The organism is Pusillimonas caeni, from assembly GCF_003545815.1.
GTDB lineage: Bacteria > Pseudomonadota > Gammaproteobacteria > Burkholderiales > Burkholderiaceae_B > Pusillimonas > Pusillimonas caeni.
In genome coordinates, this window is the sequence record NZ_PDUW01000002.1 from 17,907 (window position 1) to 42,070 (window position 24,164).

General features: G+C 63.6%; 23 protein-coding genes. 7 read left to right on the forward strand and 16 right to left on the reverse strand.

What is annotated here, in order from left to right; translation table 11 throughout:
- The 8 genes from CSC67_RS03745 to CSC67_RS03780 form a co-directional block, all read right to left on the reverse strand.
- Nucleotides 1-615: a TRAP transporter small permease subunit gene (locus CSC67_RS03745; protein ID WP_118993209.1), complete on the reverse strand. Its 615-nt coding sequence runs from the start codon at nucleotides 613-615 to the stop codon at nucleotides 1-3.
- 72 nt (nucleotides 616-687) lie between these two features.
- The gene (locus tag CSC67_RS03750; protein ID WP_118993210.1) at nucleotides 688-1,458 is read right to left on the reverse strand and encodes an ABC transporter permease; all 771 of its coding nucleotides are present in this window, start codon (nucleotides 1,456-1,458) and stop codon (nucleotides 688-690) included.
- Nucleotides 1,455-2,234 (reverse strand): ABC transporter ATP-binding protein, encoded by a 780-nt coding sequence (locus tag CSC67_RS03755; RefSeq protein ID WP_118993211.1) that lies wholly within the window; start codon nucleotides 2,232-2,234, stop codon nucleotides 1,455-1,457. Before CSC67_RS03755 ends, CSC67_RS03750 begins: the two co-directional genes overlap by 4 nt.
- A complete protein-coding gene (locus tag CSC67_RS03760) occupies nucleotides 2,231-3,262 on the reverse strand; it encodes an ABC transporter substrate-binding protein (RefSeq protein ID WP_118993212.1) in 1,032 nt (343 codons plus the stop codon). Before CSC67_RS03760 ends, CSC67_RS03755 begins: the two co-directional genes overlap by 4 nt.
- Nucleotides 3,263-3,309: 47 nt before the next feature.
- Nucleotides 3,310-4,530 carry a xanthine dehydrogenase family Fe-S subunit gene (locus tag CSC67_RS03765; RefSeq protein ID WP_425337626.1) on the reverse strand — a complete coding sequence of 407 codons (1,221 nt, stop codon included), beginning with the start codon at nucleotides 4,528-4,530 and terminating at the stop codon, nucleotides 3,310-3,312.
- A 12-nt stretch (nucleotides 4,531-4,542) separates the two neighbouring features.
- On the reverse strand, nucleotides 4,543-5,376 hold the full coding sequence (locus CSC67_RS03770; protein ID WP_118993214.1) for an FAD binding domain-containing protein: 834 nt from the start codon (nucleotides 5,374-5,376) through the stop codon (nucleotides 4,543-4,545).
- A gap of 1 nt (nucleotide 5,377) precedes the next feature.
- Nucleotides 5,378-7,861 carry a xanthine dehydrogenase family protein molybdopterin-binding subunit gene (locus CSC67_RS03775; protein ID WP_118993215.1) on the reverse strand — a complete coding sequence of 828 codons (2,484 nt, stop codon included), beginning with the start codon at nucleotides 7,859-7,861 and terminating at the stop codon, nucleotides 5,378-5,380.
- 38 nt (nucleotides 7,862-7,899) lie between these two features.
- A complete protein-coding gene (locus tag CSC67_RS03780) occupies nucleotides 7,900-8,994 on the reverse strand; it encodes a TRAP transporter substrate-binding protein (protein ID WP_118993216.1) in 1,095 nt (364 codons plus the stop codon).
- 591 nt (nucleotides 8,995-9,585) lie between these two features.
- Between CSC67_RS03780 and CSC67_RS03785 the strand changes: the two genes are divergently transcribed.
- The 4 genes from CSC67_RS03785 to CSC67_RS03800 are packed head-to-tail and all read left to right on the forward strand — an operon-like array spanning nucleotide 9,586 to nucleotide 13,044.
- On the forward strand, nucleotides 9,586-9,894 hold the full coding sequence (locus tag CSC67_RS03785; protein WP_118993217.1) for a non-heme iron oxygenase ferredoxin subunit: 309 nt from the start codon (nucleotides 9,586-9,588) through the stop codon (nucleotides 9,892-9,894).
- A gap of 33 nt (nucleotides 9,895-9,927) precedes the next feature.
- Nucleotides 9,928-11,196, forward strand: a complete 1,269-nt coding sequence (locus CSC67_RS03790) for an NAD(P)/FAD-dependent oxidoreductase (RefSeq protein ID WP_118993218.1) — start codon at nucleotides 9,928-9,930, stop codon at nucleotides 11,194-11,196.
- 27 nt (nucleotides 11,197-11,223) lie between these two features.
- Nucleotides 11,224-12,513, forward strand: coding sequence for an aromatic ring-hydroxylating dioxygenase subunit alpha (locus tag CSC67_RS03795; protein ID WP_118993219.1), 1,290 nt, complete (start codon nucleotides 11,224-11,226; stop codon nucleotides 12,511-12,513).
- The gene (locus CSC67_RS03800) at nucleotides 12,514-13,044 is read left to right on the forward strand and encodes an aromatic-ring-hydroxylating dioxygenase subunit beta (RefSeq protein WP_118993220.1); all 531 of its coding nucleotides are present in this window, start codon (nucleotides 12,514-12,516) and stop codon (nucleotides 13,042-13,044) included.
- A 660-nt stretch (nucleotides 13,045-13,704) separates the two neighbouring features.
- On the opposite strand, the gene CSC67_RS03805 is transcribed toward CSC67_RS03800, so the two are convergent.
- The 7 genes from CSC67_RS03805 to CSC67_RS03835 all read right to left on the reverse strand — a co-directional run bounded on the left by CSC67_RS03805 (nucleotide 13,705) and on the right by CSC67_RS03835 (nucleotide 20,085).
- Nucleotides 13,705-14,343, reverse strand: coding sequence for an N-carbamoylsarcosine amidohydrolase (locus CSC67_RS03805; protein ID WP_118993221.1), 639 nt, complete (start codon nucleotides 14,341-14,343; stop codon nucleotides 13,705-13,707).
- Nucleotides 14,340-15,389, reverse strand: a complete 1,050-nt coding sequence (locus CSC67_RS03810) for a 2,5-dihydroxypyridine 5,6-dioxygenase NicX family protein (protein WP_118993222.1) — start codon at nucleotides 15,387-15,389, stop codon at nucleotides 14,340-14,342. The genes CSC67_RS03805 and CSC67_RS03810 overlap by 4 nt, the downstream gene beginning before the upstream one ends.
- A gap of 30 nt (nucleotides 15,390-15,419) precedes the next feature.
- Nucleotides 15,420-16,253, reverse strand: a complete 834-nt coding sequence (locus tag CSC67_RS03815; RefSeq protein WP_118993223.1) for an alpha/beta fold hydrolase — start codon at nucleotides 16,251-16,253, stop codon at nucleotides 15,420-15,422.
- 22 nt (nucleotides 16,254-16,275) lie between these two features.
- The gene (locus tag CSC67_RS03820) at nucleotides 16,276-17,238 is read right to left on the reverse strand and encodes an amidohydrolase family protein (protein ID WP_118993224.1); all 963 of its coding nucleotides are present in this window, start codon (nucleotides 17,236-17,238) and stop codon (nucleotides 16,276-16,278) included.
- 286 nt (nucleotides 17,239-17,524) lie between these two features.
- Nucleotides 17,525-18,064, reverse strand: coding sequence for a MarR family winged helix-turn-helix transcriptional regulator (locus tag CSC67_RS03825; RefSeq protein WP_118993225.1), 540 nt, complete (start codon nucleotides 18,062-18,064; stop codon nucleotides 17,525-17,527).
- Nucleotides 18,065-18,152: 88 nt separating this feature from the next.
- Nucleotides 18,153-19,319, reverse strand: coding sequence for a DNA polymerase IV (gene dinB, locus CSC67_RS03830; RefSeq protein WP_118993226.1), 1,167 nt, complete (start codon nucleotides 19,317-19,319; stop codon nucleotides 18,153-18,155).
- A 64-nt stretch (nucleotides 19,320-19,383) separates the two neighbouring features.
- Nucleotides 19,384-20,085: a GntR family transcriptional regulator gene (locus tag CSC67_RS03835; RefSeq protein WP_245220114.1), complete on the reverse strand. Its 702-nt coding sequence runs from the start codon at nucleotides 20,083-20,085 to the stop codon at nucleotides 19,384-19,386.
- A 243-nt stretch (nucleotides 20,086-20,328) separates the two neighbouring features.
- On the opposite strand from CSC67_RS03835, the gene CSC67_RS03840 reads away from it, so the two are divergent.
- The 3 genes from CSC67_RS03840 to fdhA all read left to right on the forward strand — a co-directional run bounded on the left by CSC67_RS03840 (nucleotide 20,329) and on the right by fdhA (nucleotide 22,915).
- Nucleotides 20,329-21,225: a gallate dioxygenase gene (locus CSC67_RS03840; protein WP_118993228.1), complete on the forward strand. Its 897-nt coding sequence runs from the start codon at nucleotides 20,329-20,331 to the stop codon at nucleotides 21,223-21,225.
- A 13-nt stretch (nucleotides 21,226-21,238) separates the two neighbouring features.
- Nucleotides 21,239-21,598 carry a protocatechuate 3,4-dioxygenase gene (locus CSC67_RS03845; RefSeq protein WP_118993229.1) on the forward strand — a complete coding sequence of 120 codons (360 nt, stop codon included), beginning with the start codon at nucleotides 21,239-21,241 and terminating at the stop codon, nucleotides 21,596-21,598.
- Nucleotides 21,599-21,703: 105 nt separating this feature from the next.
- Nucleotides 21,704-22,915, forward strand: coding sequence for a formaldehyde dehydrogenase, glutathione-independent (fdhA, locus tag CSC67_RS03850; RefSeq protein WP_118993230.1), 1,212 nt, complete (start codon nucleotides 21,704-21,706; stop codon nucleotides 22,913-22,915).
- Nucleotides 22,916-23,027: 112 nt separating this feature from the next.
- On the opposite strand, the gene CSC67_RS03855 is transcribed toward fdhA, so the two are convergent.
- On the reverse strand, nucleotides 23,028-24,161 hold the full coding sequence (locus CSC67_RS03855; RefSeq protein WP_118993231.1) for an aminotransferase class V-fold PLP-dependent enzyme: 1,134 nt from the start codon (nucleotides 24,159-24,161) through the stop codon (nucleotides 23,028-23,030).
- Nucleotides 24,162-24,164 lie beyond the last annotated feature (3 nt).

Consider the following 24,164-nt stretch of genomic DNA (forward strand, 5'->3'; position numbering starts at 1 on the left):
TCAGGGGCCCTTCTTCGTGTTTTCTTCTGCCTGGAGGGCGGCTTGCCGCGCGATCTCTTCGGCCAACTGTTCTTCGGCGGTCCTGGCGTGGAGCTTGACCGTAGGGTTGGGGCAGGCGCCCGCCAGGAAGCCGATGCATTTGATCAAATGCGACACTGCGGCGAGAATGAGCAGTGCAAAGCCGACGGGCACCAGCAGTTTGACCGGCCACCGTATCAGGCCGCCCGAGTTGGACGACACTTCGCCGCTGACGTATGAATCGATGAACATGGGTATGGCCATCCACAATACCAGGCAGCACACCGGCAGCAGAAAGAACAGCACGCCGAAGATCTCGATCTTGATCTGGGCGCGCTCCGACAGTTTGGAGGCCAGGACGTCCACGCGGACGTGCTCGTTGTTGAGCAAGGTATAGCCGGCGGCCAGCAAGAAAATGGCGCCGAACAAATACCACTGAAGTTCGAGCCAAGCGTTCGAGCTCATGTCGAACGCCTTGCGGCTGACGGCGTTCGTGGCGCTGATGACCACGACCACCAGAATCACCCAACCGACGGCTTTGCCGACCAGTCGGCTGAGCGCGTCGATCGAGCGCGATAAAGCAAGTAGACTGCGCATGTGTTCCCCTTAAGTAGCGCGTACCGAACAACGGGCCTTGTGGGCCCGTTGTGTCATCGGTGAAAAACCATATCAATCACCGTGAACCTGTCTCCAGGGTGTTGCTTTCTTTTCCAGCCAGGCCAGCAGTCCGTACAACGCCAGGCCCATGACGGCAAGAATGAACAGCGCGGCAAACACACGGACGGTGTCGAACGTGCCCTGGGCGCTCATGATGATGTAGCCCAAGCCGCGCTGCGACGACACGAACTCGCCCACGATGGCGCCGACCAGAGCCAGCGACATGGCCACCTTCATGCCCGCCACCATCGAAGGCAGGGCGCAGGGCAGCTTGACCTTGAAAAAGAAATCCCAGGCCGAACCGCGCAGCACCTTGCCCAGGTCGGTCACGTCGGTGGGTACCGAACGCAGGCCATGGACCGTGTCGACGATGATGGCGAACACGGCGATCAGGAAGGCGATGGCGATCTTGGGCTCGGCGCCCGTGCCCAGCCAGACCACGAACAGCGGCGCCAATGCCACCTTGGGCACGCTGTTGAAACCGATGATCAGCGGATACAAAAAACGTTCGAACAGGCGTGAACCCACCAGGCCCACGGCGATCAGGACACCGCCCACCACGGACAGCACAAAGCCCGCCAGCGTGGTCCATAGCGTGTAGAGCGAATGGCTCAGATACCACGGCAGGTCGGCCCACAGTTCAGCAAAGATGCGAGACGGCAGCGGCAGCATGATGTCCCGAACGTCGAGCACACGGCACAGGATCTCCCATACGGCGAACACCACGATGAGGGACAGCGTGCCGGCCGCACCCATGCCCAGATTGTTGAGTGCGGACTTCATGCGCCCTCCTTGATGAGGCCCATTTCCTCGAACAGCCCGCGAATGTGCGCGGTATGGCGGCCGAATTCGGGCGTCTCGCGCACGGACAGCGGGCGGGGGCGGGGCAGGTCGATCGTGATGGTTTCCATGAGCCGGCCGGGACGGGGTGAAAACACCATGACCACGTCGCCCAGGTACACCGCCTCGGAAATGCCGTGCGTGACGAACAGCACGGTATTTCGGGTTTCCATCCAGATGCGCTGCAGTTCGAAGTTCATCTGGTCGCGGGTGAAGGCGTCCAGCGCGCCGAAGGGCTCGTCCATCAGCAACAGGTTGGGATCGTCCACCAGCGCGCGGCAGATGGCCGCCCGCTGGCGCATGCCCCCCGACAGCTCGCGCGGATAGCAATGCCCGAAGTCGCTCAGCCCGACCAGGTCGAGCAGCTGGCCGACTTTCCCGGCGTAATCCTCGGGCCGTTTCTTGGCGAACTCCACCGGCAGGAGGATGTTCTTGCGGATGCTGCGCCACTCGAGCAGGGCATCGCGCTGGAACACCATGCCGATGCCGTCGGGCGGGCCGTGCACTTCAGAGCCGTTGACCTGCAACTCGCCGCCGGTGATGTTCTCGAGCCCGGCGACGCAGCGCAGGAACGTGCTTTTGCCGCAGCCGCTGGGCCCCAGGATGCTGACGAAGCGGCCCGCGGGGATGTCGGCAGTGATTCCTGACAATGCCTGGACGCCGCGGGCGCCCGGGTATTGTTTGGAGACGTTCAAGGCATGAACGGCCGACACGCTCATTTGGCCACCATCTCGTCGTACTTCTCGGGATGCACCAGGTCGGTGGCATAGAAGTCGGCCGCCTGCAGCTTGTCGCTGATCACGTCGACCGAACGCAGGGTCTTGACGGCCTCGTCCCAGTCGGCGGGAACCGGCACGCCGATGCGTTCGCCCTTGGCGGGCTTGCCGAAGTATTCGTACAGCGCATCGATCTGGCCGCGCAGGATCTTGGCATCGAGGCGCGCCTGGGGCCGTTGCTCCATGATGGCTTTCACCGCCTCGTCCTGATGGCCGTCATAGATGTACTGCCACGCCCGCGCCGTCACGCTGGCAAAGCGCGAGATCTGGTCGTGCTTGGTCTTGAGCTTTTCCTCGCTGGCGAAAATGCCGAAGCTGGGCATGTTGAGCCCGTAGTCGGCAAAGGATATGGCGCGCGAGGGCCGGCGCTCGGACACCGAGGCGATGACGAAAGGAATCGTCGACACGACCGCGTCGGCGCGACCCACGGCATAGGTCGTGACCTTGCCGGCGGCTTCTACGTTGAGCAGCTCGAGGTCGCTGCGCTTGATGCCGCCTTCGGCCAGGAAGGCGTCGATGAAGGGCGCTTCGAGCGAACCTGCGGTGTAGACGAGCTTCTTGCCCTTGAGGTCGGCCGGGCCCTTGATGTCGGAATCCTGAGGCACCAGCACGCCGATATCGCTGCGGCGCGCGAACGGCGCCACGGCCTTGACCGGCAGGCCCTTGTCGCGTGCGATCATCATCGATGCGAGCGCGGCATGGCCGACGTCGAAACTGTCTCCGGAGCCCACGATCTGCACCGTGGTGACCGAGCCGTTGCCGTCCTCGAGCTTGACGTCCAGGCCGGCCTGTTCGTACCAGCCTTTGCTCTTGGCCAGATGGAAGGCGCCATGGATGCCCCAGGGCGTCCAGTCAAGGCGGACCGACAGGGGCTCGAGCTTCTGCTGCGCGACCGCCGAAGCGGCCATCGCAAAAGCGACCAGCCCCAGACCGCCCTTCAACCATGCTTTGGATAGAAATTTCTTCATCATCACTCCCTAGATTTTTGTAAGGATGGGCTTGTGTTGAATAAGGAGCGTCAGGCTTTGCCGCCAAAAAACCGCCTGATGCGATCCCAAAGAACGCTCATGAACATCTTGAATGGGCTGAATTCGGCCTGTGGAGCCGGTTCAGCGCCCTCCGGAAGATCCAGCCGCTTGGCCACGTTGCGGCCAAATTCGGCAATCATGCGGCGCACGAAATCCTGCACCAGCCCCGAGCGCGAGAATTGCGCCAAAGGCCCTTGCAGGGAATACAGCAAATCGACCTCGACGCGCGAGGCCTGGTCCGAAACCGCCACGACGCGATAGCTGACGTCGCCCTTGGCGCGGGACTGGCTGAGCGTGTCCTGGCCCGCCCCGCGCAACACGGCCGACATCGCAGCCTCGTCGCGCTCGAGCTTGGCCGCGCCCTTGAAGGCGGCGGCCATCGGCCCGAACTTGATGGAAATCTTGCCCTTGACCTCGTCGCCCACCTGTTCTTCAATGGCGGCGCCCGGCAGACAGCCGGCCACGGCGGGCAGATCGGACATGAACTCCCAGACCCGGGACGCAGGGAAGGGCACGTCGAAGCCGCCCTGGATGCTGGAGCCCTTGCCGGCCTTGTCTCCCGCGGCAGCCTGGGAAGGAGCCGCGCTTTGTGCGCTTGCGGCCGCGGCCGCAGGCGCGGCGGGCTTGGCGACGGGACGCTGCACCGCCGTGAAGCCCGCGAACTCTTCGGCCTTGGCCGGCTCGGGCAGGGCCGCCTTGCCCTCGGCCGCGGCGCGGCGCAGGGCGTCGACCTCGGGATCGGGCTGTTCGCGCAGCGCCTCGAGCACCGACATGACAGCGGCCGTGATGCCCTGGTAGCCCGTACAGCGGCAGATGTTGCCGGACAGCTCGATGCGCACTCGGCGCTCGTCGGCATCGGCCAGGCGCAATACGATGTCGCGCGAGGTGGTCAACATGCCCGGCGTGCAGAAGCCGCACTGCAGGGCGTGCTTCTCGTGAAAGGCTTCGCGCAGGCGGCGCATGATGGGATCGTTGTCGTAGCCCTCGATCGTGGTGACCTGCTTGCCCTCGCAGGCCACGGCGAACGTGATGCAGGAACGCACCGGCTTGCCGTCGACCAGCACGGTGCAGGCCCCGCATACGCCGTGTTCGCAGCTCAGGTTGGTGCCCGTCAGGCGAACCTTGTCGCGCAGAAAATCGCCCAGATGCGTGCGCGCGGGGACGTCTCCCGTCACCTTGCGCCCGTTTACTTCCATTGATAGTTCAGACATGTGCAATAACCTCTACGCGTCCAGCGCCTGGCGCAGGCAGCGCTCGACCACGGTGACAAACAAGCCCCGGTCCACTTCGGATTTTTCGGGGGTGATGGCCTTGACGGCGGCATGGATGGCGTCGCGGTCGATGGCCGCGGCCCCTTGCTCGGCGACGCGGGCCGCCAGCTCGTCGAGCAGCTGGGGCGCGCCGTCCAGCGCGCCCACGGCGATGCGCGCCGTTTGTGTGGATGGGTCGAAAAAGGCCGAGCAGCTGGCTTCGGCGAACTCGCCCGTCTTGCGACAGAACTTGTAATAGCCCCAGCGCGCGCCGGGGTTCATCTTGGGCACGTGCACGGCGGCGATGAGTTCGCCGGCGCCCAGCTCGGTCGTGTAGGCGCCGATCATGAATTCGGGCATGTTCACCATACGGCTGTTGCCGCCCGGCGCCGCGATTTCGACCTGCGCGCCCAGGGCCGTGGTGGCCAGCACCCAGTCGGCGGCGGGATCGGCATGCGCCAGGCTGCCGCCCAGCGTGCCGCGGTTGCGCACGGCGCGGTAGGCGATGCGCTCGGCGACGCTTTGCATCATGTGGCCGGCCAGCAGCGGGAAGACGCCGTCTTCGATCTCGGCGTGAGTGACCGCGCCGCCGACGCGGAGGCGGCCGTCGACTTCAGTGACGGCGCGCAACTCGGGCAGGCCCGATACGTCGACCACCTTGGCCGGACGCGCCAGCCGCAGATTCAACATGGGCCCCAGCGACTGGCTGCCCCCCATTGCCTTGACCACGACGCTTTCGTCGCGGAGGAGATCCAGCGCGGCGGCCAGGCTGTCCACGCGCTCGTATTCGAATTTAGCTGCTTTCATCCTACTTTCCTGTCGTACCCGTCGACGTGTTCTCGCCTGCATGCCGTGCTGCTTCGATGGCCGTCAAGAGGCGATGCGGCGTAAGCGGCGTCTGGGTCATCTCGACTCCGAGGCTCTGCAACGCGTTGTTGACCGCGCCGAACAGCACTGCCGGCGGGGCGATGCCGCCGCCTTCGCCCACCCCTTTGGCGCCGAATTCGGTGTTGGGCGAGGGCGTCTCGAAGTGATCGAAGCGGATGTTGGGCACTTCGGTAGCGCCCGGCATGACATAGTCGGCCAGTGTGGAAGCCAGCGGCTGGCCGAACTCGTCGTAAGGCGTTTCTTCGTAGAACGCGGTGCCGATGCCCTGGGCGATGCCGCCGATGCACTGACCCTCGACGATCATGGGATTGACCATGATGCCGCAGTCTTCCACCACCACGTAATCCAGGATTTCTATCTGTCCCGTCTGGGGATCTACGGCCACCACGGCGGCCTGACTGCAGTAGGTGAAGGCGCCGGTGTCGACCTTGGTCTTGTAGCCGACACTGATCTCCAGACCGCCAGTGTCCACGTCCGCGGGCAGCAGATGGGGCTTGAGGTACCAGGCTTGCGCCACGTCGGCGATGGAGACGCTTGCCTCGCCGGCGGGGAATGCCCCCACGCCACGCGGGCTGTCGCCCGCTTGCTGCCCCCCAAGGGGGTCGTTTTCATCTTGGGACGGCCCGGCGACGAAAAACTTCCCATCGCGGAACTCGAGCGCGGCGGCGTCGCCCGACTTCAGCAGGTGAGCCGCGATCTTGCGCATGCGCGGCAGCAGCTGCTTACAGGCCGATGCCACGGCGCCGCCCGACATGACGAGCGAGCGCGAGGCATACGTCCCGCTGGAGTAGGGAGTGCGATCGGTATCGCCATGAACGAGCTTGATGCGCGAAAAATCGATGCCCAGGATATCGTTCGCAATCTGCGCAAACGAGGTTTCCATACCCTGGCCGTGCGAATGGATGCCGGCGCGGACCTCCAGGCCCCCGTCGGGCGTGACACGCACGAATGCCTGGTCGAAACCGGGTATGAGGGGAGTGCCCCACGATGCGAACACCGAGGTTCCATGCGCCGACTGCTCGGTATACGTACCGACGCCCACGCCGATCAGGCGGCCGTCCGACGCGCCCTTTTTCTGGCGGGCCAGCACGCCTTCGAGATCGACCATTTCGAGGGCGCGTCGCAGGCTGGCGGGATAGTCGCCGCCGTCCAGATGCTTGTTAGTGACGTTGATGTAAGGCATCTGCTCGGGCGTGACGAGGTTCTCGAAACGCACTTCCCAGTCTTCGCGCCCCACTTCCCGGGCTATTGCGTTCATGGTCAGTTCGATGGCAAAGCACACCCCTGTGCGCGCCACGCCGCGGTACGGCATGAACGGCGGCTTGTTGGTCGCGACAGCCCGCGTGGTGCAGCGATAGCCGCGGAAGGCGTAGGGCCCGGGCAGATTGCCCACCGCCTGCCCCGCTTCAAGGCCGGTGGTGAACGGCCAGACGGAATAGGCGCCGCCGTTGATGGTGATGGTGGCTTCCAGGGCCAGCACTTTGCCGCGCTTGTTGGCGTAGGCGGTGATCTCGTATTCGTGCTCGCGCGTGACAGCGCCCGCGATCAGGTGCTCGCGGCGGTCTTCCATATAGCGGAAGGGCTTCTTGAAAGTCTTGGCCAGCCAGGCGACACAGAGTTCTTCGCGCTGCAAAATACATTTGTAGCCGAAGCCGCCGCCGACGTCGGGCGAAATGACGCGCACCTGCTCTTGGGGCAGCTCCAGGAACTCGGCCAGACCGGTGCGGACCAGGTGGGGTACCTGGGTTCCGGCGTAGACGACCAACTGGTCTGCCTGATGATCCCAGTATGCCAGCACGGCCATGCCTTCCATGGGCAGCATGCATTGACGTCCCAGGCTGACTTTCTTGTTGACGACCACCTCGGCCTGAGCCGCCAGTTCTTCGAAATTGGTGTCCGCCTTGAGGGTGACGAAAACGTTGTCCTTCCACTCGTCGTGGATGAGGTCGCCCGTCGCCCGCATGGCGCTCTCGGAATCTACGTAAACAGGCAGGTCGTCATAATCGACTTCGACCAGCTCGGTGAGGTCTTCTGCCTCGGCCCGTGTGGGCGCGAAGGCCATGGCCACCAGTTCGCCCACATAGCGCACCTTGTCATGCGCCAGCGGCGGCATGGCCGACACCTGATAGCTGGGCAAGGTGGAGTCCGCGACGATGTCCAGCGCGTCGGGCATGTCCGAGCGCAGGAAGACGCGGCCCAAGGCCTCTTTGGGCACGCGCATGTCCGTGATGCGGGCATGGGCCAACGGGCTGCGCAAGAAGGCGACCTCGTTGAGCTCCGGCATGGTCATATTGCCGATAAAGTTGCCCTTGCCCTGCAGATGGCGCTGGTCTTCTTTGCGAAGCACGCGCGCCCCTATGCCCTGGGGCTTTACCGTCCTTGCCGGATGTTCTAAAACTTTCATGACTTGAACCTGCCTGTTTACAGTACTGCTTAGCTACTTTATGAACGGCTCACCGCATTGAACGTGTAGTTGTCCAGCGCGCTTTCGGCCACGCGGAACCACGACACTTCGGCTTCCTGGAATTTGCGCCACTCGGGATAGATCTTGGCGAAATCGGCGTTCTTGTCCGATAGCTCCTTCCAGAGCTCTTGCGAAGCCTTGTAAGCGGCGTCCATGACGTCTTTCGGGAAAAAGCCCAGCTTGGCGCCCGCGGCGACCAGCTTGCGCAGGGCCGCAGGGTTCTTGGCGTCGTAGGCGGCCAGCATGCGCAGCGTCTGCTCGTTGCAGGCGCATTCGAAAGCAGCCTTGAACGGCGCGGGCAGATCGGCCCAGGCCTTGGCGTTGACCATGGTGGTGATCGAGGCGCTGCCTTCGAACCAGCCCGGCGAGTAGTAGTAGGGCGCGACTTTGTTCAGGCCCAGCTTTTCATCGTCGTAGGGTCCGATCCACTCGGCCGCATCGATCGTGCCTTTTTCGAGCGAGGGGTAGATGTCGCCGGGGGGAATCTGCTGAGGGATGGCGCCCAGCTTGGTCAGCACCATGCCGCCGATGCCGCCGATGCGCATCTTGAGGCCTTCCATGTCTTTCAGCGACTTGATCTCTTTGCGGAACCAGCCGCCCATCTGCACGCCCACGTTGCCGCAGACGAAGTTGACGACGTTGTATTTTTTGTACATTTCGCGCAGCAGCTCGAGTCCGCCGCCGTGCTGAACCCAGGCGTTGTGCTGGCGCGCGCTCATGCCGAAGGACAGGCCGGTGTCGAACGCCACCGCGGTGTTGGTGCCGATGTGGGCCGTGGCCAGCACGTGGTTGCATTCGACCGTGCCGTTGCCGACCGCTTCCATATTCTGCGCGTAGGGCACCAGCTCGCCGCCCGGGAAAGGACGGATCTCGAACTTGCCTTCGGTCAGTTCACTGACGCGCTGACACAGCTCTTCGGCGGAACCGTACATTTCGTCAAGGCTCTTGGGCCAGCCGGTGGACATGCGCCACCGGACGGAGGGAGTGCCTTGGGCGGCTGCCGGCAGGCTTGCTGCGGCCAGACCGGCACCGGCCGCCGCGGCGGCCTGAGTAAGAAAGCGACGTCGTTGCATTTGCTGCTCCTGTTTGTATTGGATATTGTTCGTCGGTATATCGACATTTTTCCGGCGGTTGCAGGCGTAGCCTCGCGGCTTACGCCCCGGCCCGATGCTCTGGCACAAACCGGCCTCCACCCTGCTGCTCCGTGGCCCTGCACCGGCCGCGAAAGACCGGTACAAATAGTCGTCAGCACGCTGAGCGATTTGTTAGTGTGCTGAACAACTGGGGACATGTCAACGAGGGAAAATACCAAGAATGTTCCGGAAACTATAACGGGGCTTGTGCGATCATTCGCAACAATCATGCCAATCCGGGCGAATTGGCAAAGGCCTCTGGGAGACGGCTCCTGCGGCCCGAAGACGAAGAAATTCAGTCTTGGCGCCAAACGGGTAAGGCTCGGCGGATAGCGGCTTTCAATATGCATCGAAAAAGGGCACCATGCACCGAAAGCGGGCGCACAGGGCGCTCAAGGGTCGTCATGATAACGCCAAAAATCGATTTTTCGCGACTTTAAGTGAAAACCCTAATACAGCCGGGCTATAATATGCAGCATACTGACTATATTGCTCAGCATACTTCCTATTACTCAGTACACTTGATAAATAATGGCTAACTGGATCAAAATCGCCCAGGTCGGGCAGGTCGACGAAGACGAATCCCTCGCTATCGAGGTGGACGGCAAACAATTGGCGCTGCACCATACCGAAGGCGAATACTTCGTCACCGACAACGTCTGTACGCATCAATACGCTCTGCTGTCCGACGGCTACATCGAAGACGGCTGCGTCGAATGCCCCCTGCACCAGGCCCAGTTCGACCTTCGCACCGGCAAGGCCATGTGCGCGCCGGCCACCGTAGACATACAGACCTATGAGGTCAAGACCGAGGGCGAAGACATCCTCGTCGCACTATAACCGCCCGCCCACCGCCAGCCAACAGGACGCACCATGAGCGCTGTTTCATCGATACTCGTCATCGGAGCCGGCCAGGCCGCCGCCGTGGCCGTGGCCACGCTGCGCGACCAGGGCTACCAGGGCCGCATCACCGTGGTGGGCGACGAAGCCCACGCCCCTTACGAAAGGCCGCCCCTTTCCAAGGCGGTGCTGGCCGCCGTCGAAGCCGAAGAGCCCGGCATCAGCGTCAAGGAAGAAGACTTTTTCTCGGCCCGCGACATCGACCTGCGCCTGGGCACAGAGGTCGTTTCGCTGAATCCCGCCGCCGGGCAGGCCCTGCTGTCCGACGGCTCTGCCGTGGCTTACGACCGCTGCCTGCTCGCCACGGGCGGCACGGCGCGCCAGCTGCCGGAGCTGTCGCCCGACGCGCCGCAGGTCCATTATCTGCGCACTCTCGATGATGCCCGCCGGCTGCGCAACGCCTTGCGCAAGGCGCGCAGCGCCGTCATTATCGGCGCCGGCTTCCTGGGCCTTGAGATCGCCTCCACCGCGCGCGGCATGGGGGTCGACGTCTCGATCGTCGAGACCGCCTCGCGCGTACTGGCCCGCGTCGTGCCCGATGCCTTCTCTGCCTGGCTGCAGGCGCGCGTCGCCGCCTCGGGCGCCACGCTGTATCTGGGGCAGTCCATCAACGATCTGCAGCTTCCCGCCGATGCGGTGCGCGTCTCGCTGTCCGACGGCAGCTTGCTGGACGCCGATCTGGTCGTGGTCGCCGTGGGGCTCACCCCCGCTACGGACCTGGCCCGCTCGGCCGGCCTGCAGCTGAATGGCGCCAATGGCGGCATCGAGGTCGACACGCAGTGCCGCAGCAGCGATCCACGTATCTTCGCCGCCGGAGACTGCACCAGCCAGCATCATGAAGGGCATGGCGCGCTGCGCCTGGAGTCTTGGCAGAACGCCAACGAACAGGCCCGCATCGCCGCCTGCGCCATGCTGGACGCAGACGCGCCCCCCGCCGCCTTCCCCTGGTTCTGGACCGATCAGTTCGAGTGCAACATCCAGATGCTGGGCCTGCCGCGGGCGGGCCTGCAGTATGTCTTGCGCGGCGGCATGGACCCCGCCGACGCCAGCCCCAAGTTCATCATGCTGGGGCTGGAGGGCTCCATTCCCCGCCACGCGCTGGCCGTCAATGCCGGCGGCGACCTGCGCGCCCTGCGTCCCGTACTGGAGCGCGGGCTCGAGGTCGATGCCGCCGGATTCAGCGATACGTCCGCCACGATGAAAGCCTACGCCAAGGCACTGCTCGCGTCGGCCGTGGGCTGACCAAAACGATTCCACAGGAGTGTTTTCATGTACCAATCACAAACCGTCATAGGACAGACCGGGGCGACCAAAGACCTGCCCCTGTCTCAGTGCGTATGGCCGGAAGACGGCCTGCATTACATCCCTGACTGGGTCTATGCCAGCCAGGAAGTCTACGATCTCGAAATGCAGCGCATCTTCCAGGGCGACACCTGGAACTTCGTCGCGCTCGAAGCCGAAATTCCCAACAGCGGCGACTACAAGCGCTCCTTCGTCGGCCCGGTGCCGGTGGTCGTGTCGCGCGCCGAAGACGGCACCATCCATGTCTTCGAGAACCGCTGCGCCCACCGCGCCGCCGAGTTCTGCCGCGAAAGCCACGGCAACACCAACGAATTCGTCTGTCCGTACCACCAGTGGTCCTACACCCTCAAGGGAGACCTGCAGGGCATTCCGTTCAAGCGCGGCGTCAACAAAGAGGGTGGCATGCCCAAGGACTTCCGCAATGCCGACCACGGCCTGCGCAAGCTGAACGTCACGACGCTCAATGGCGTTATCTTTGCTTCGTATTCCGACAAGGTCGAACCGATCGAAGAGTACCTCACCCCCGAAATCCTGGAAGACTTCAAGGTCATATTTCCCGGCAAGCCGCTCAAGATCCTGGGCTACTACCGCAACGAGCTGCCCTGCAACTGGAAGATGTACCACGAGAATCTGAAAGATCCCTATCACGCCACGCTGCTGCACTCCTTCCTGGTGGTGTTCGGGCTTCTGGTCGCCGGCAACAAGTCCACCATGCTTTCGGATAGCGTCCATGGACGCCACGGCTACATGGGCTCGGCGAAAACCGAAGACAAGTACGCCCAGGTCAGCGAAGACACCAAGAAAGAAATGCGCTCGTTCCACGAAGGCCTGCGTCTGCGCGACGAACGCTTCCTGGAATACGTCAAAGAGTTCGACTCCCCGTGGTCGGTCACGATGCAGACCATCTGGCCCAATCTCATGGTGCAGCGCGAAATGAACACGCTCGGCGTTCGCCAGATCGTTCCCAACGGCCCCCACAGCATGATCATGCAATGGACCATGTTCGGCTACGAGGACGACACCGAAGAAATGACCCGCCATCGCCTGCGCCAAGGCAACCTCATGGGGCCCTCGGGCTTCCTCGGCCTCGAAGACAACGAAGCCATGAAGTTCGTGCAAGAGGGCGTGCGCCGCTCGACCACCGATCTCAACGTGCTCAAGCTCGATTCCGGCAAGGTCGGGACATCCACCACCTTGATTTCCGAGGCGTCGATCCGCGCCATGTACCAGTACTATCGCAGCGTGATGGGGTTTTAAATGCAAAAGTCAGTCAATAACAAATACGCCTACAAACCCTCCCGGCTCGATGCCGCCACAGCGCAGCACATTCTGGTCGAAGTCGAGGCCTTCAATGCCGAATACTGCGCCGTGCTGGACGGCGGCCAGGTCGAGATGTGGCCCGAGTTCTTCACCGAAGACGCCATCTACCGCATCACCGCGCGCGAGAACGCCGACCTGGGGCTGCCGGTGGGCCTGGTCTATGCCGAAGGCCGCGACATGATGCACGACCGCGCGGTGGCCATCAACCGCACGCAGATGTTCGCGCCGCGCTACAACCTGCACATCGTCACCAACACCCGCATCGTCGACCAGGCCGAAAACGGCGAGATCGAAGCCGAAGCCAACTTCCTGCTGATCGAGACCCTGGTCGAAAGCCCTTCCACCATGCACCTGGCGGGCCGCTATTACGACACCTTCGTTCGGTCCGGAGACAAGCTGCTGCTCAAGGAACGGCAGGTGATCTATCACACGACTATTCTGGCCAACGATCTGGTCTATCCCGTCTGATCGATCCATCCGGTCAAACAAACAGGCTCGAGGGAACAACTCTCTCGAGCCTGTTTTTTCGTGTGTCTTGTTTTTTTGTGTACCCTACTTTCGTGTACCTTGTTTTTGTATGCCGTGTTTATCGCGCTTCGCTTCGGGGTAGCTGATGGACGAGCCACCGTTATGAGTCCTTAAACGCCGGCGGAGGTGACACTGCTTTTGGCCGGGCGGTCGGGCGGACCGAGGCAGCGCCCTCCAACGCCCGGCCAAAAGCAGTGCCACCCCCGCCAGCTCGCATTTGGGGCCAGCCACGATTCAGGGCCTCGATGGGCGAATCACTACCTAACTCCCGGCCTGACAATAAAACCCGGGCCTGTATGGCTTGCCCTAACCTGAGCCGCTGGAGGGAAAAGGCATTTTCCCGGGCGTTGGAGGGCGCTGCCTCGGACCGCCCGACCGCCCGGGAAAATACCTTTTCCCTCCAGCGGCGCTTTAGAACCCAATCCAGTGGTCCTCTAGAATCCAGTAACTCTTTAAAATCCAACCCAACGGCTCTTTAGAAACCAATAAAATCCCGCAAAAAAACCAGCACCAAAAAGAAAAGCGCCGGACACTCAAAAAAGTGCCCGGCGCCCAGTCCAATAAACCTCGACGCAGCAAAACCACGCCGAGAGCCAGTAATCAGACCTTCTCCACCTTGTCCAAGGCCTCGAGCGCCTCGTCGCGCGGCATGACCGTGGCGTATTTCTGCTCCATGTCGAACAGGTTCGCGTCATGCGGCGCGATGGCGCGGTCGCCCACGCAATCGGACAGCACCAACGGACGGAAGCCGTACTGCATGGCGTCGACTACGCTGGCCCGCACGCATCCGCTGGTGACCGCACCCGCCACCACCAGCGTCTGCACGCCGCGCTGCGCCAGCCAGGCGGCCAGCGACGTGCCGAAGAAGGCCGACGGCACCGTCTTGCGCACCACGAGCTCGCCGGGAGCCGGCGTCAGCTCGGGCACGATGGCGCTGTTGGGCTCGTGCTCTTTCAGCCCGGGCATGCTGGGCACCTTGAGGCAGAAGATGTTGGCGTCGGCGCCGTCATCGGCGAACACGATGCGGGTGTGCGCCACCGGCCAGCCGCGCTTGCGTGCCTCGGCCAGCACCGGAACGGTGTTGGCAATGGCTTCTTTGATGTTGCCGCCCCCGAACACCGCCGGATCGGCAAAGCCGTTGACGAAGTCGATGATGAGCAGGCCCACGGGGGCCTTCAGCTCGAAGCGCGTGCCGAAACCCTGGCGCGCATAGGTTTGCACATCGTTGCCTTGGCTCATTTGGCGTAGCCCTCGGGTTCGATGACTTTGCCGTTGCGCACCACGTCCTGGCCGTCGAGCTTGACGGTGCAGTTGCGCAGCGGGATGTCGATGTGGCAGGCGGTGGTGCGGTTGCCGCCGGCTTCATTGTTGGGCCCCAGCGAGAACAGGAAGTTGCCCTCGTAGGCGCGGGCGTCCATGGCGATGGACTGCTCGCGGTCGTACAGCAGCATGGTGGACCAATGGCAGCGCGGCTGCAGGCCCCAGCCGATGTGCGAGATGGCGTAGCCCTCGGGGTCGTCGAACGAAGCCATGTATTCGCGCAGCAGCTCGGCGTCCACGCCGCCTTCGATCTTGGTGGCGTAGCCGTTCTCGACCGTCAGCACGATCTTGTCGCTGGTGTAGCACTTTTGCGGCAGCAGGATGTCGCCCTTGTCGATCACGATGGTGCCGTTGCTGCCGCCCTCGTTGGGGAAGGTGAAGCAAAAGCCGCTGGGCCAGTGGTCCCAGCGTCCGGGCTCGTCCACGAAGGCGTATTCGCTGATGACGGGGAACTCGCCCAGCGGGAAGCGGATGTCGGTGCCGGCATCGGAAACCACCGCCATCTCTTTGGCCTTGGCCAGGTTCGCGCTGTGCGCCTTGACCCGGGCGCGGTCGGCCTCGGTGGGCACGGTGCGCACCAGCACTTCGGGCGGCTCGACCGCCAGCAGGATCTTGGTGCCGCTTTTCAGGATGTCGATCTGCTCGGGCGAGAACAGCAGCGTCATCAGGTCCAGCACCAGGTCGCTGGCCTTGAGCATGGCGATGGCCGCCGGGTTGCCCGTCAGCGGCGTGGTGCCCAGGTAGGCCAGCGGGTCGCGGCTGAGCGCTTTCTCGGCATTGACCGGGGGCAGGTCCAGGCGGTTGACGATGGCGCCCATCGACTGGGCCGCGATCTGCGCCATGGCCAGCGTTTGCGGGTGGGTCGAGGTGCTGGTCAGGATGGTGACGGTCTGGCCCTTTTCCAGGTTCGAAAGCTTCAGGACTTGTTGCCAGGCCTCAAGCAGTTGGTAGTCACTTACAGCCATGGTGTTCTCCTAGTAAGAATATTCTTGCGCTCAGGCTTTGGGCGTCAGCGACGCGCCCAGGAAAGTGCCGAACGCACTGTAGAAACCTTCTTCGTTGTCCCAGGGGATCATGTGCCCGGCGCCGGGAACCCGAGTGTGCTCGACGGACGAAAGCAGCCCGCGGATTTCTTCGACGTCCTCGTCGCGGACCACGTCGCCGCGCTCGGCCGTCATCAGCAGGACGGGCACCTTGGCCTCGGGGAAGTCGACATGGATATCGTCGGTGTGGAAGCCGTCGAAACTCGCCAAAATGGCGCGCTCGTCGCAAGTGTGCAGCCACTCGGCCCGCAGGGCAAGCTGCTCTTCGGTCCAGGTGGGGCAGAATTCGCGCATGGCGTCGGCGTCACAGCCTTTGCGCGCCAGCGCCATCGAATCGACGTACCAGGGCAGCTTGGAGGGATAGGCGCGGCGGCCGGGCCCCGACACGGGCGGATCGACCAGCACCATGCGGGTCAGGCCCTTGGGATGGCTGCGCGCGGCGCGCAAGGCAATGCGGCCGCCCATCGAATGGCCCACCAGGGCATAGCGCTGAAGGCCCAGGGCCTCGGCAAAGGCGACGACGTCGGCCGCCTGCGCGTCCAGGCTGTAGTCCAGCGTATCGGAGGCCTCGGACAGGCCGCGTCCACGCACGTCCAGCACGTAGGTGTCGAAATGCCGGCCGAAGCGCTCGCCCACGAAACCCCAGGTGATGGCAGGGCTGGTGATGCCCGGAATGATGATGGCGGCATCGCGGCCGGCGCGCTCGCCTTCGGCTCCGCCGTAGCGCAGATAGTGCTGCCGTATGCCGTTTGCATGCACGTTGGCGCCGTACAGATAGGTGCTCATGTTTGTTCTCCAACCAACTCGATCAAAGCTTGAACAGGCGCTCGGCGTTGCCGTGGCACACCAGTGCCCGCGTGGCGTCGTCCATGGGAGCCTGCTCGATGAAATCAGCCGCCACGGCGCTGGACTCGTACGGATAATCCACCGAGAACATCACCGCCTCTGCGCCCATTTCGCCGATGGCACCCATAAGCGTAGCAGAAGAACAGACTCCGGATGTAGTAATCACTATATTAGTGCCGATATATTCTGACGGCTTGCGCTTGAGCGTGACGCCGCAGGGATAGACCGCGAAGCGGCTGTCGAAGCGCCAGCGCTGGAAGGGCAGGCCTTCGCCCATGTGGCCCAGAATGAGCTTGACGCCGGGGAAGCGGTCGAACACGCCGCCGAACAGCAGGCGCAGCGCGTGCGAGGCGGTTTCCACGCCCCAGCCCCAGGTGGCGCCCGTCATCTCGGGATGGCCCGTGTAGGCGTGCGGCATGCCGTAGGAATCGAAGGGATGCAGATAGAAAGGCACGTCCAGCGCCTGGACACGCTCCCAGAATACGTCGTATTCGGGGCCGTCGTAGTACACCCCGTTGGTGTGCCCGTTGACCAGGGCGCCCTTGAAGCCCAGTTCCTTGACGGCCCGCTCGAGTTCGTCGGCCGCCGCTTCAGGATCCTGCATGGGCAGGGTGGCGAAGCCGCCGTAGCGGGTCGGATGGCGGGCGATCTGCTGGGCCAGGAAATCGTTGTTCTCCTTCGCGCGCGCAATTGCCACCGCTGTGTCCTTCTCGACCTGCACGCCCGGGCCGGTCTGGGAAAGAATCACGTAGTCGATGCCCGCCTTGTCCATCTCCTGCAGGCGCATCTCGTCGAAATCGGCCAGACGCCGGCCCAGATCGGCCGCCACCTCGGGGTCTATCTGGCTGACGAACGACTTGGAATAATCTCCAAACCCCACCGCGGTGAAGTGCTCTTCAAAAGCGATCTTGCGTATCCGGCTCACTGCAATACTCCTTATCAGGGATCAAAACGGAAAGGCGTGGCACCGCCTTTTATCAGTATGCTGATCAAAAATTTGTGTCTGCCTCAAGGCCCCCTTTATCGTGGGAACGACGGAAAGGCCCGGGCCGCGCGGCAAACAGAGAATTCAAAAGGAATGGACCGCCGGGCGAACCGCTGCAAAAGTCGCCGGGCGAGACCAATATCTGTAAGTATACTGACAAATTTTCCCGATGCATACGGGAAAGAGCGCTGATTCGGTGCTTATTCTGGTAAACCCCAGGGAGGCTCTAGAGAGCTTTCAAGGCTGCCCGGCCATACTGATTGTTGGCCTCGACCAGCTCGAGCAGCAGGGACATGAAGATTTTCTGATCGCGGGCCGACAGGGGCTGCAGCAAGCGGCGCTGCGAGCGGGCCATGCTTTCTTGCAGTTCGCCCATCATGGACAGGCCTTTTTCGGTGACGGCGGCTTGGCGCGACCGGCGATCGAGGCGATTGATACGGCGCTCGACCAGGCCTTTCTCTTCGAGCCGCTTGATGACGTCGGCGGCCGTGGTGCGGTCCAGGCCGACCTCGTAGCCGATGGCGGTCTGGTCGAGCCAGGGCTCGCGGGCCAGCACGGTAAGCACGCCATATTGCACCGGCGTAACGCCGCCTTCTTTACACTCTTCGAAAAACATGGCGTAATGGATCTGGTGCAAACGGCGTATCAAAAACCCCGGACGCGACCACACTCCGCCACCTATTATGTCGATATCGCTATTCTTTTCGGCAGGGTCCGGCCTTTCGTGGTCCGTTTTGTCGCTGGCCAGGCGGTATGTCTCAGTCATGGCGATGCGTTCACCTAGTCTATTAATTATTCAGTATACATAACATTATAGCCTTTTGCGCCGTTTCTGAGACGCCGTAAGCCAAGCTTCAATCCAATAAAGTCAGTTGCCTCGACGGCTCATCGGCGCTCTGCGCCTCCGCGGACCGCAAGCTGCTCACCCGTACGCCCAAAAGCCGTATCCGGCTGTCGAAGGGCACCCGCTTCAGGCACTGGCCCGCCGCGCCGCGTATGGCGCCTGCATCGGCCACGTCATGGTGCAGCGTGATGTCCCGGGTGACGGTGCGAAAATCGTCGAAGCGCAGCTTGATGCCCACGGTGCGGCCCACGACCCGCTTGCGCTGCATATCGCTTTCCAATTGTCCGCACAGGCGGCTGAACACGTCGGACAAGCGCCCGCGGTCCTGGACCACGTGCAGGTCGCGCTCGAACGTGGTTTCGCGGCTGATCGACTTGGGATCGGAATGCGTGACGACGGGCCGCTCGTCCAGCCCGTTGGCCACCCGCAGGAGCCAGCGCGCATAGGTCAGGCCGAAGTGCTCCTGCAGCAGCGAGGGCCTGGCACGGGCCAGCTGGCCCACCGTCTCGATGCCCAGCGCCGCCAGCTTGCGCGCCGACTTCGGTCCGATGCCGTTTATCTTGGCGGCCGGCAGCGGCCAGATGCGCAGGGGCAGGTCGTCCATGCCCAGCAGCGTCAGGCCGTCGGGCTTGTCCAGCTCTGAACCTATCTTGGCCAGAAGCTTGTTGGGCGCGATGGCGATCGAGCAGGACAGGCCGGTCGCCGCCCTGACGGCATCCTTGATGCGACGCCCCACTTGCGCGTCGGCCTCTTCGTGATCGCTGAGGTCGATGTAGATTTCGTCGATGCCCCGGTCTTCGATGCGCGGCGCGACCTGCGCCACCGCCTGCTTGAAGCGGCGCGAATAGTCGCGATAGGCGGCAAAGTCGGTCGGCAGCAGTATGGCCTGGGGCGCGAGCCGGGCGGCCTTCATCATGCCCATGGCGGAAAAAACGCCGAATTTGCGCGCCTCGTACGTAGAGGTGGTAATGACCCCGCGGCCGACGTAGCCGCCCAGGCGGGCAAAACTGCGGCTGCCGTCGGGCAGCTGCGGCGGCGGTTCGCCGCGTCCGCCGATCACCACCGGCAGGCCGCGCAGCTCCGGATAGCGCAGCAGCTCGACCGAAGCATAGAAGGCATCCATGTCCAGGTGAGCGATGCGGCGCGCCGCCGCTGGGGTTTGTACGGAATCTGTCATGCGTGGCCATTCAACGCCGCGATGCGCGGCGCCATTGGCCTCAAGTTTAATGCCTAAAGGCCTTTCAGGCGGCCTGCATGCCTTTGGCCTGCAGGCCCGCCGCCATACTCATGGTCTGGCTTTCGACCTGGGTATGGGCATGCTCGCGGAACAGGAATTCGGCACGGTCGCCATGACGAGCCTCGATGGCGCCCACGATGGCGTGGTGCTGCCTGTGGGCGTAGAACAGCAGATCGAACATTTTTTCTTTGCTGGTGCTTGAAAACGCGACGCTGAGCGGCGCGGTGAACGGCACGACGTTGCAGCGCTCTATCAAAGTGCTCAGCAAGGCGATGCCCGCCTCTTCGACGATAAGCTCGTGGAAACGGTCGTTCATCTGCGCATAGCGCAATTCGTCGTCGTCCTGAAGCCGGCGCTCGGTGAACAGCACATCGCCTTCGGCCAGGCAGGCCTTCAGCTTGGACAGGAAAACGCTCGAGACGCCGCGCTCGGCGACAGTGCGGGCCGCCACCCCCTCCAGGACGGACCGCATCTTCAGGGCGTCGAGCGAATGCTGCATGGTAAAGGCGCGCACCGAATAGCCGCGCTTGCCGGCGGGAACCAGCAGGCCTTCCTGGGCCAGCGCCGGCAAGGCCTGGCGCACGGGGGTGCGCGACACGCCCAGGCGCGTCGCGAGTTCGGCTTCTTTCATGCGTTCGCCGGGCAGCACTTCGCCCCGAAGAATCATTTCGCGCAAGCGCACGGTAACCGTTGATTGTTGAGCCATATGCCTCATCCGAAAGAAACCGCAACACAGGGGCCGCGTCCAAACCCGAAATGCCGGCGCTTCCGAGCACGAACCATCGTGCCAATAGTAACAAGATCGGCTCGTTTTTTGGATCCCAAAATAATGGATAATGCCTAGTATCAACCCTAAGTTCTACTTTAGGGATCCAAAAAGTATAATCATCGTACGGTCGCCACCGCGCGCCGGATACCCGTTCGCCCGACCCCTACACAGGACATCATCATGGCCAAGATAATCGGATGCATCGGCACCTCGCACGTGCCCACCATTGGCGTCGCCTACGACAAAGGCCGCCAGGCCGATCCCGCCTGGGCCCCGCTGTTCGACGGCTACAAGCCTGTAGCGCAGTGGCTGGCCGAGAAAAAGCCCGATGCGCTGGTCTTCTTCTACAACGACCATGCCACCACCTTCTTCTTCGACATGTATCCCACCTTCGCACTGGGCGTGGGCGAACGCTTCCCCGTGGCAGACGAGGGCGCCGGCCTGCGCAACCTGCCCGACATCAAGGGCAATGTCGACCTGCAGTGCCATATCGCCGAATCCCTGGTCAACGACGAATTCGACCTCACCATCTTCCAGGAAAAGCCCATCGACCATGGCTGCGCGTCGCCGCTGCCGTTGCTGTGGCCCCACGACCCCGACTGGCCGGGCGCCCTGGTGCCCATCGCCATCAACGTGCTGCAGTACCCGTTGCCCACCGCCAAGCGCTGCTACAAGCTGGGCCAGGCCGTGCGCCGCGCCATCGAGTCCTACCCCGAGGACCTCAAGGTGGTCATCGTGGGCACGGGCGGGCTTTCGCATCAGATTCACGGCGAGCGCACCGGCTTCAATAACGAAGAGTGGGACCGCGAGTTCCTGCGCCTGCTGCAGTTCGAACCCGAAAAACTCACTCAACTCACGCATGCCGACTTCGTCCGCCTGGGCGGCGCCGAAAGTGTCGAGCAGATCATGTGGCTGGCCATGCGGGGCGCCATGCCGGAGAAAATCCGCAGGCTGCATCTGAACTACTACCTGGCCACCACCACCGCCATGACCCTCGCGCTGTACGAAGAAGGCGAAGAACCCGCCCCCTCGGCCGCCGCGGCGGCCGGCCGGGTCCTCGACAACGCATCCGCATGAGCAGGCCAAACACATGAATCCGCAACTCAAAGGCATAGAAAACATCGAGGGCACCTATGCCTTCGACATCCGCACCAGCAACAAGGCCCTCAAGCTCAACCGCTTCCTCTGGAACATGATCCGCGCCGAATGGCGCGAGCGCTACAAGGCCGACCCCGAGGCCGTCATGGAAGAAGCCGGCCTGAACGACACCGAGAAAAGCCTGGTGCGCAACGAAGACTGGCTCGGCCTCGTCCAGTACGGAGCCTGCTTCTTCGTCATCGAAAAATTCGCGCGCGTCGTGCGCAAGACCAATCTCGAGGTCTATGCCATGATGCGCGGCGAAACCTTCGAAGAGTTCATGGCCACGCGCAGGGTGCCCGAATCGCGTTGACCCCGGCGGCGCCCCGCCCCGTTTTCCAGTTTGAAGCAGCAGCGTCGAAACGAGCCGCCCGCCCCCGCGGACGGCTTGGCATTTTCCACCACCAAGGAGCACGATATGGCATCAAACAGAGGTGTGGCTTACGTCGAGCCAGGCAAGGTCGAAGTCCAATCCATCCCCTTCCCCGAACTGGTCAACCCCGCGGGCAAGAAAGCCAACCACGGCGTCATCCTCAAGGTTCTCTCCACCAACATCTGCGGCTCGGACCAGCACATGGTGCGCGGCCGCACCACCGCCCCGGCCGGCCTGATCCTGGGCCATGAAATCACCGGCGAAGTGCTCGAGGCCGGCGGCGACGTCGAATTCCTCAAGAAAGGCGACATCGTCTCGGTGCCTTTCAACGTGGCCTGCGGGCGCTGCCGCACCTGCAAAGAGCAGGACACCGGCGTGTGCCTGAACGTCAATCCCTCGCGCGCCGGCGGCGCCTACGGCTATGTGGACATGGGCGGCTGGATAGGCGGCCAGGCCGAATACGTCATGGTGCCCTATGCCGACTTCAACCTGCTCAAGTTCCCCGACAAGGACCAGGCACGCGAGAAAATCCAGGACCTCACCTGCCTGTCCGACATCCTGCCCACCGGCTTCCACGGCGCGGTCAGCGCCGGAGTCGGGCCCGGCAGCACGGTCTACGTGGCCGGCGCCGGTCCGGTGGGCCTGGCGGCGGCCGCCTCGGCCCGCCTGCTGGGCGCGGCGGTGGTCATCGTGGGCGACCTGAATCCCGAGCGCCTGGCGCATGCGCGCAAAGTGGGTTTCGAAACCGTCGACGTTTCCCAGGATGCCTCGCTGGGCGAGCAGATCGCGCAGATCCTGGGCACCCCCGAGGTGGACTGCGCCATCGACGCGGTCGGCTTCGAGGCGCGCGGCCACGGCCATTCGGGCTCGCAGACCGAAGCGCCCGCCACCGTGCTGAACTCGCTCATGGACATCACCCGCGCCGCGGGCAAAATCGGCATCCCCGGCCTGTACGTCACCGAAGACCCGGGCGGCGTCGACAAGGCCGCCCAGCACGGGTCGCTAAGCGTGCGGTTCGGCCTCGGCTGGGCCAAGTCGCACAGCTTCTTCACCGGCCAGACCCCGGTCATGAAGTACAACCGCGCCCTCATGCAGGCCATATTGTGGGACCGCATCAACATCGCCGAAGTGGTGGGCGTGCAGGTCATCAGCCTGGACGACGCCCCGCGCGGCTATCACGAGTTCGACGCCGGCGCGCCCAGGAAATTCGTGATCGACCCCCACAACCAGCTGGGGCATTTGCGCAAGGCGGCTTGACGGCTGACCCATATCAATGCAATGTGCGGCCTTCCGGCCGCACATTTTTTGCCGACAGAAGCGGCTATCGGGCGCCGGGCAGGCGGGCAACAGCCGCCTTGCCTGCGCCGTGCTAGGCAGCCACGATCTGGTCCAGCACCCTTGCCAGGTTGTCGACGCTGCGATCCACGTTGCGCAGCTTGTCCAGGCCGAACAGGCCCAGGCGGAAAGTCTTGAAGCCGGGGGGCTCGTCGCACTGCAGCGGCACGCCGGCGGCCGCCTGGATGCCCGCCTGGGCAAACTTGCGCGCCGATTGGATGCCGTCGTCGTCGGTATAGCTGACCACCACGCCGGGCGCTTCGAAGCCCGGGGCGGCAACGCTCTTGAAGCCTTTTTCGCGCAGCAGCGCCCGCACCCGCGTACCCAGCTCGAACTGCGCACGGCGCAGGGCCTCGAAGCCCTCCGCCTGGGCTTCGGCCATGGCGTCGCGCAGCACGGCCAGCGAATCCGTCGGCATGGTGGCGTGATAGGCGAAGCCTCCCTGCTCATAGGCCTGCATGATCTGCAGCCATTTGCGCAGATCGCAAGCGAAGCTGGTGCTGGTGGTTTCGCCTATCCGTTCCAGGGCCCGCTCGCCGAGCATGACCAGCCCGCAACAGGCGGAACCGGTCCAGCCCTTTTGCGGCGCGGTGATCAGGACGTCGACCCCGGCTTCGCCCATGTCGACCCAGACAGTGCCCGAGGCGATGCAGTCGAGCACGAACAGCGCGCCGGCGGCGCGGGCGGCTTCGCCGACCTGGCGCAGATAGTCGTCGGGCAGCAGAATGCCCGATGCGGTCTCGACATGCGCGGCGAAGACCAGATCGGGCTTGTCGCGGGCGATGGCCTGGACGACTTCTTCGATGGGCGGCGGCTGGAAGGGCGCTTGCGCGCCCGCTTCGATCGGCCTGGCCTTGAGGACGATTTCTTCGGCCGGAATAGAGCCGGCCTCGAAGATCTGGGTCCAGCGGTAGCTGAACCAGCCGTTGCGTATGACCAGGCAGCGCTTGCCGGTGGCAAACTGCCTGGCCACGGCCTCCATGCCGAAGGTGCCGCTGCCCGGCACGACGATGGCGGCCTGCGCGCCGTACACCTGCTTGAGGGTGCGCGAGATGTCCTTCATGACGCCTTGAAAAACATTCGACATGTGGTTCAGGGCGCGGTCGGTATAGACGACGGAATATTCGAGCAGGCCGTCAGGATCGACGTCGGGAAGCAGGCCGGGCATAGG

Bases quoted from the DNA above. Each gene is read 5' to 3' on its own strand.
- CSC67_RS03745 (WP_118993209.1), bottom strand. From the start codon at position 615: ATGCGCAGTCTACTTGCTTTATCGCGCTCGATCGACGCGCTCAGCCGA.
- CSC67_RS03770 (WP_118993214.1), bottom strand. From the start codon at position 5,376: ATGAAAGCAGCTAAATTCGAATACGAGCGCGTGGACAGCCTGGCCGCC.
- CSC67_RS03750 (WP_118993210.1), bottom strand. From the start codon at position 1,458: ATGAAGTCCGCACTCAACAATCTGGGCATGGGTGCGGCCGGCACGCTG.
- CSC67_RS03780 (WP_118993216.1), bottom strand. From the start codon at position 8,994: ATGCAACGACGTCGCTTTCTTACTCAGGCCGCCGCGGCGGCCGGTGCC.
- CSC67_RS03845 (WP_118993229.1), top strand. From the start codon at position 21,239: ATGAATCCGCAACTCAAAGGCATAGAAAACATCGAGGGCACCTATGCC.
- CSC67_RS03760 (WP_118993212.1), bottom strand. From the start codon at position 3,262: ATGATGAAGAAATTTCTATCCAAAGCATGGTTGAAGGGCGGTCTGGGG.
- CSC67_RS03805 (WP_118993221.1), bottom strand. From the start codon at position 14,343: ATGAGCCAAGGCAACGATGTGCAAACCTATGCGCGCCAGGGTTTCGGC.
- CSC67_RS03755 (WP_118993211.1), bottom strand. From the start codon at position 2,234: ATGAGCGTGTCGGCCGTTCATGCCTTGAACGTCTCCAAACAATACCCG.
- CSC67_RS03810 (WP_118993222.1), bottom strand. From the start codon at position 15,389: ATGGCTGTAAGTGACTACCAACTGCTTGAGGCCTGGCAACAAGTCCTG.
- CSC67_RS03855 (WP_118993231.1), bottom strand. From the start codon at position 24,161: ATGCCCGGCCTGCTTCCCGACGTCGATCCTGACGGCCTGCTCGAATAT.
- CSC67_RS03775 (WP_118993215.1), bottom strand. From the start codon at position 7,861: ATGAAAGTTTTAGAACATCCGGCAAGGACGGTAAAGCCCCAGGGCATA.
- CSC67_RS03785 (WP_118993217.1), top strand. From the start codon at position 9,586: ATGGCTAACTGGATCAAAATCGCCCAGGTCGGGCAGGTCGACGAAGAC.
- CSC67_RS03825 (WP_118993225.1), bottom strand. From the start codon at position 18,064: ATGACTGAGACATACCGCCTGGCCAGCGACAAAACGGACCACGAAAGG.
- fdhA (WP_118993230.1), top strand. From the start codon at position 21,704: ATGGCATCAAACAGAGGTGTGGCTTACGTCGAGCCAGGCAAGGTCGAA.
- dinB (WP_118993226.1), bottom strand. From the start codon at position 19,319: ATGACAGATTCCGTACAAACCCCAGCGGCGGCGCGCCGCATCGCTCAC.
- CSC67_RS03795 (WP_118993219.1), top strand. From the start codon at position 11,224: ATGTACCAATCACAAACCGTCATAGGACAGACCGGGGCGACCAAAGAC.
- CSC67_RS03800 (WP_118993220.1), top strand. From the start codon at position 12,514: ATGCAAAAGTCAGTCAATAACAAATACGCCTACAAACCCTCCCGGCTC.
- CSC67_RS03835 (WP_245220114.1), bottom strand. From the start codon at position 20,085: ATGGCTCAACAATCAACGGTTACCGTGCGCTTGCGCGAAATGATTCTT.
- CSC67_RS03815 (WP_118993223.1), bottom strand. From the start codon at position 16,253: ATGAGCACCTATCTGTACGGCGCCAACGTGCATGCAAACGGCATACGG.
- CSC67_RS03840 (WP_118993228.1), top strand. From the start codon at position 20,329: ATGGCCAAGATAATCGGATGCATCGGCACCTCGCACGTGCCCACCATT.
- CSC67_RS03765 (WP_425337626.1), bottom strand. From the start codon at position 4,530: ATGTCTGAACTATCAATGGAAGTAAACGGGCGCAAGGTGACGGGAGAC.
- CSC67_RS03790 (WP_118993218.1), top strand. From the start codon at position 9,928: ATGAGCGCTGTTTCATCGATACTCGTCATCGGAGCCGGCCAGGCCGCC.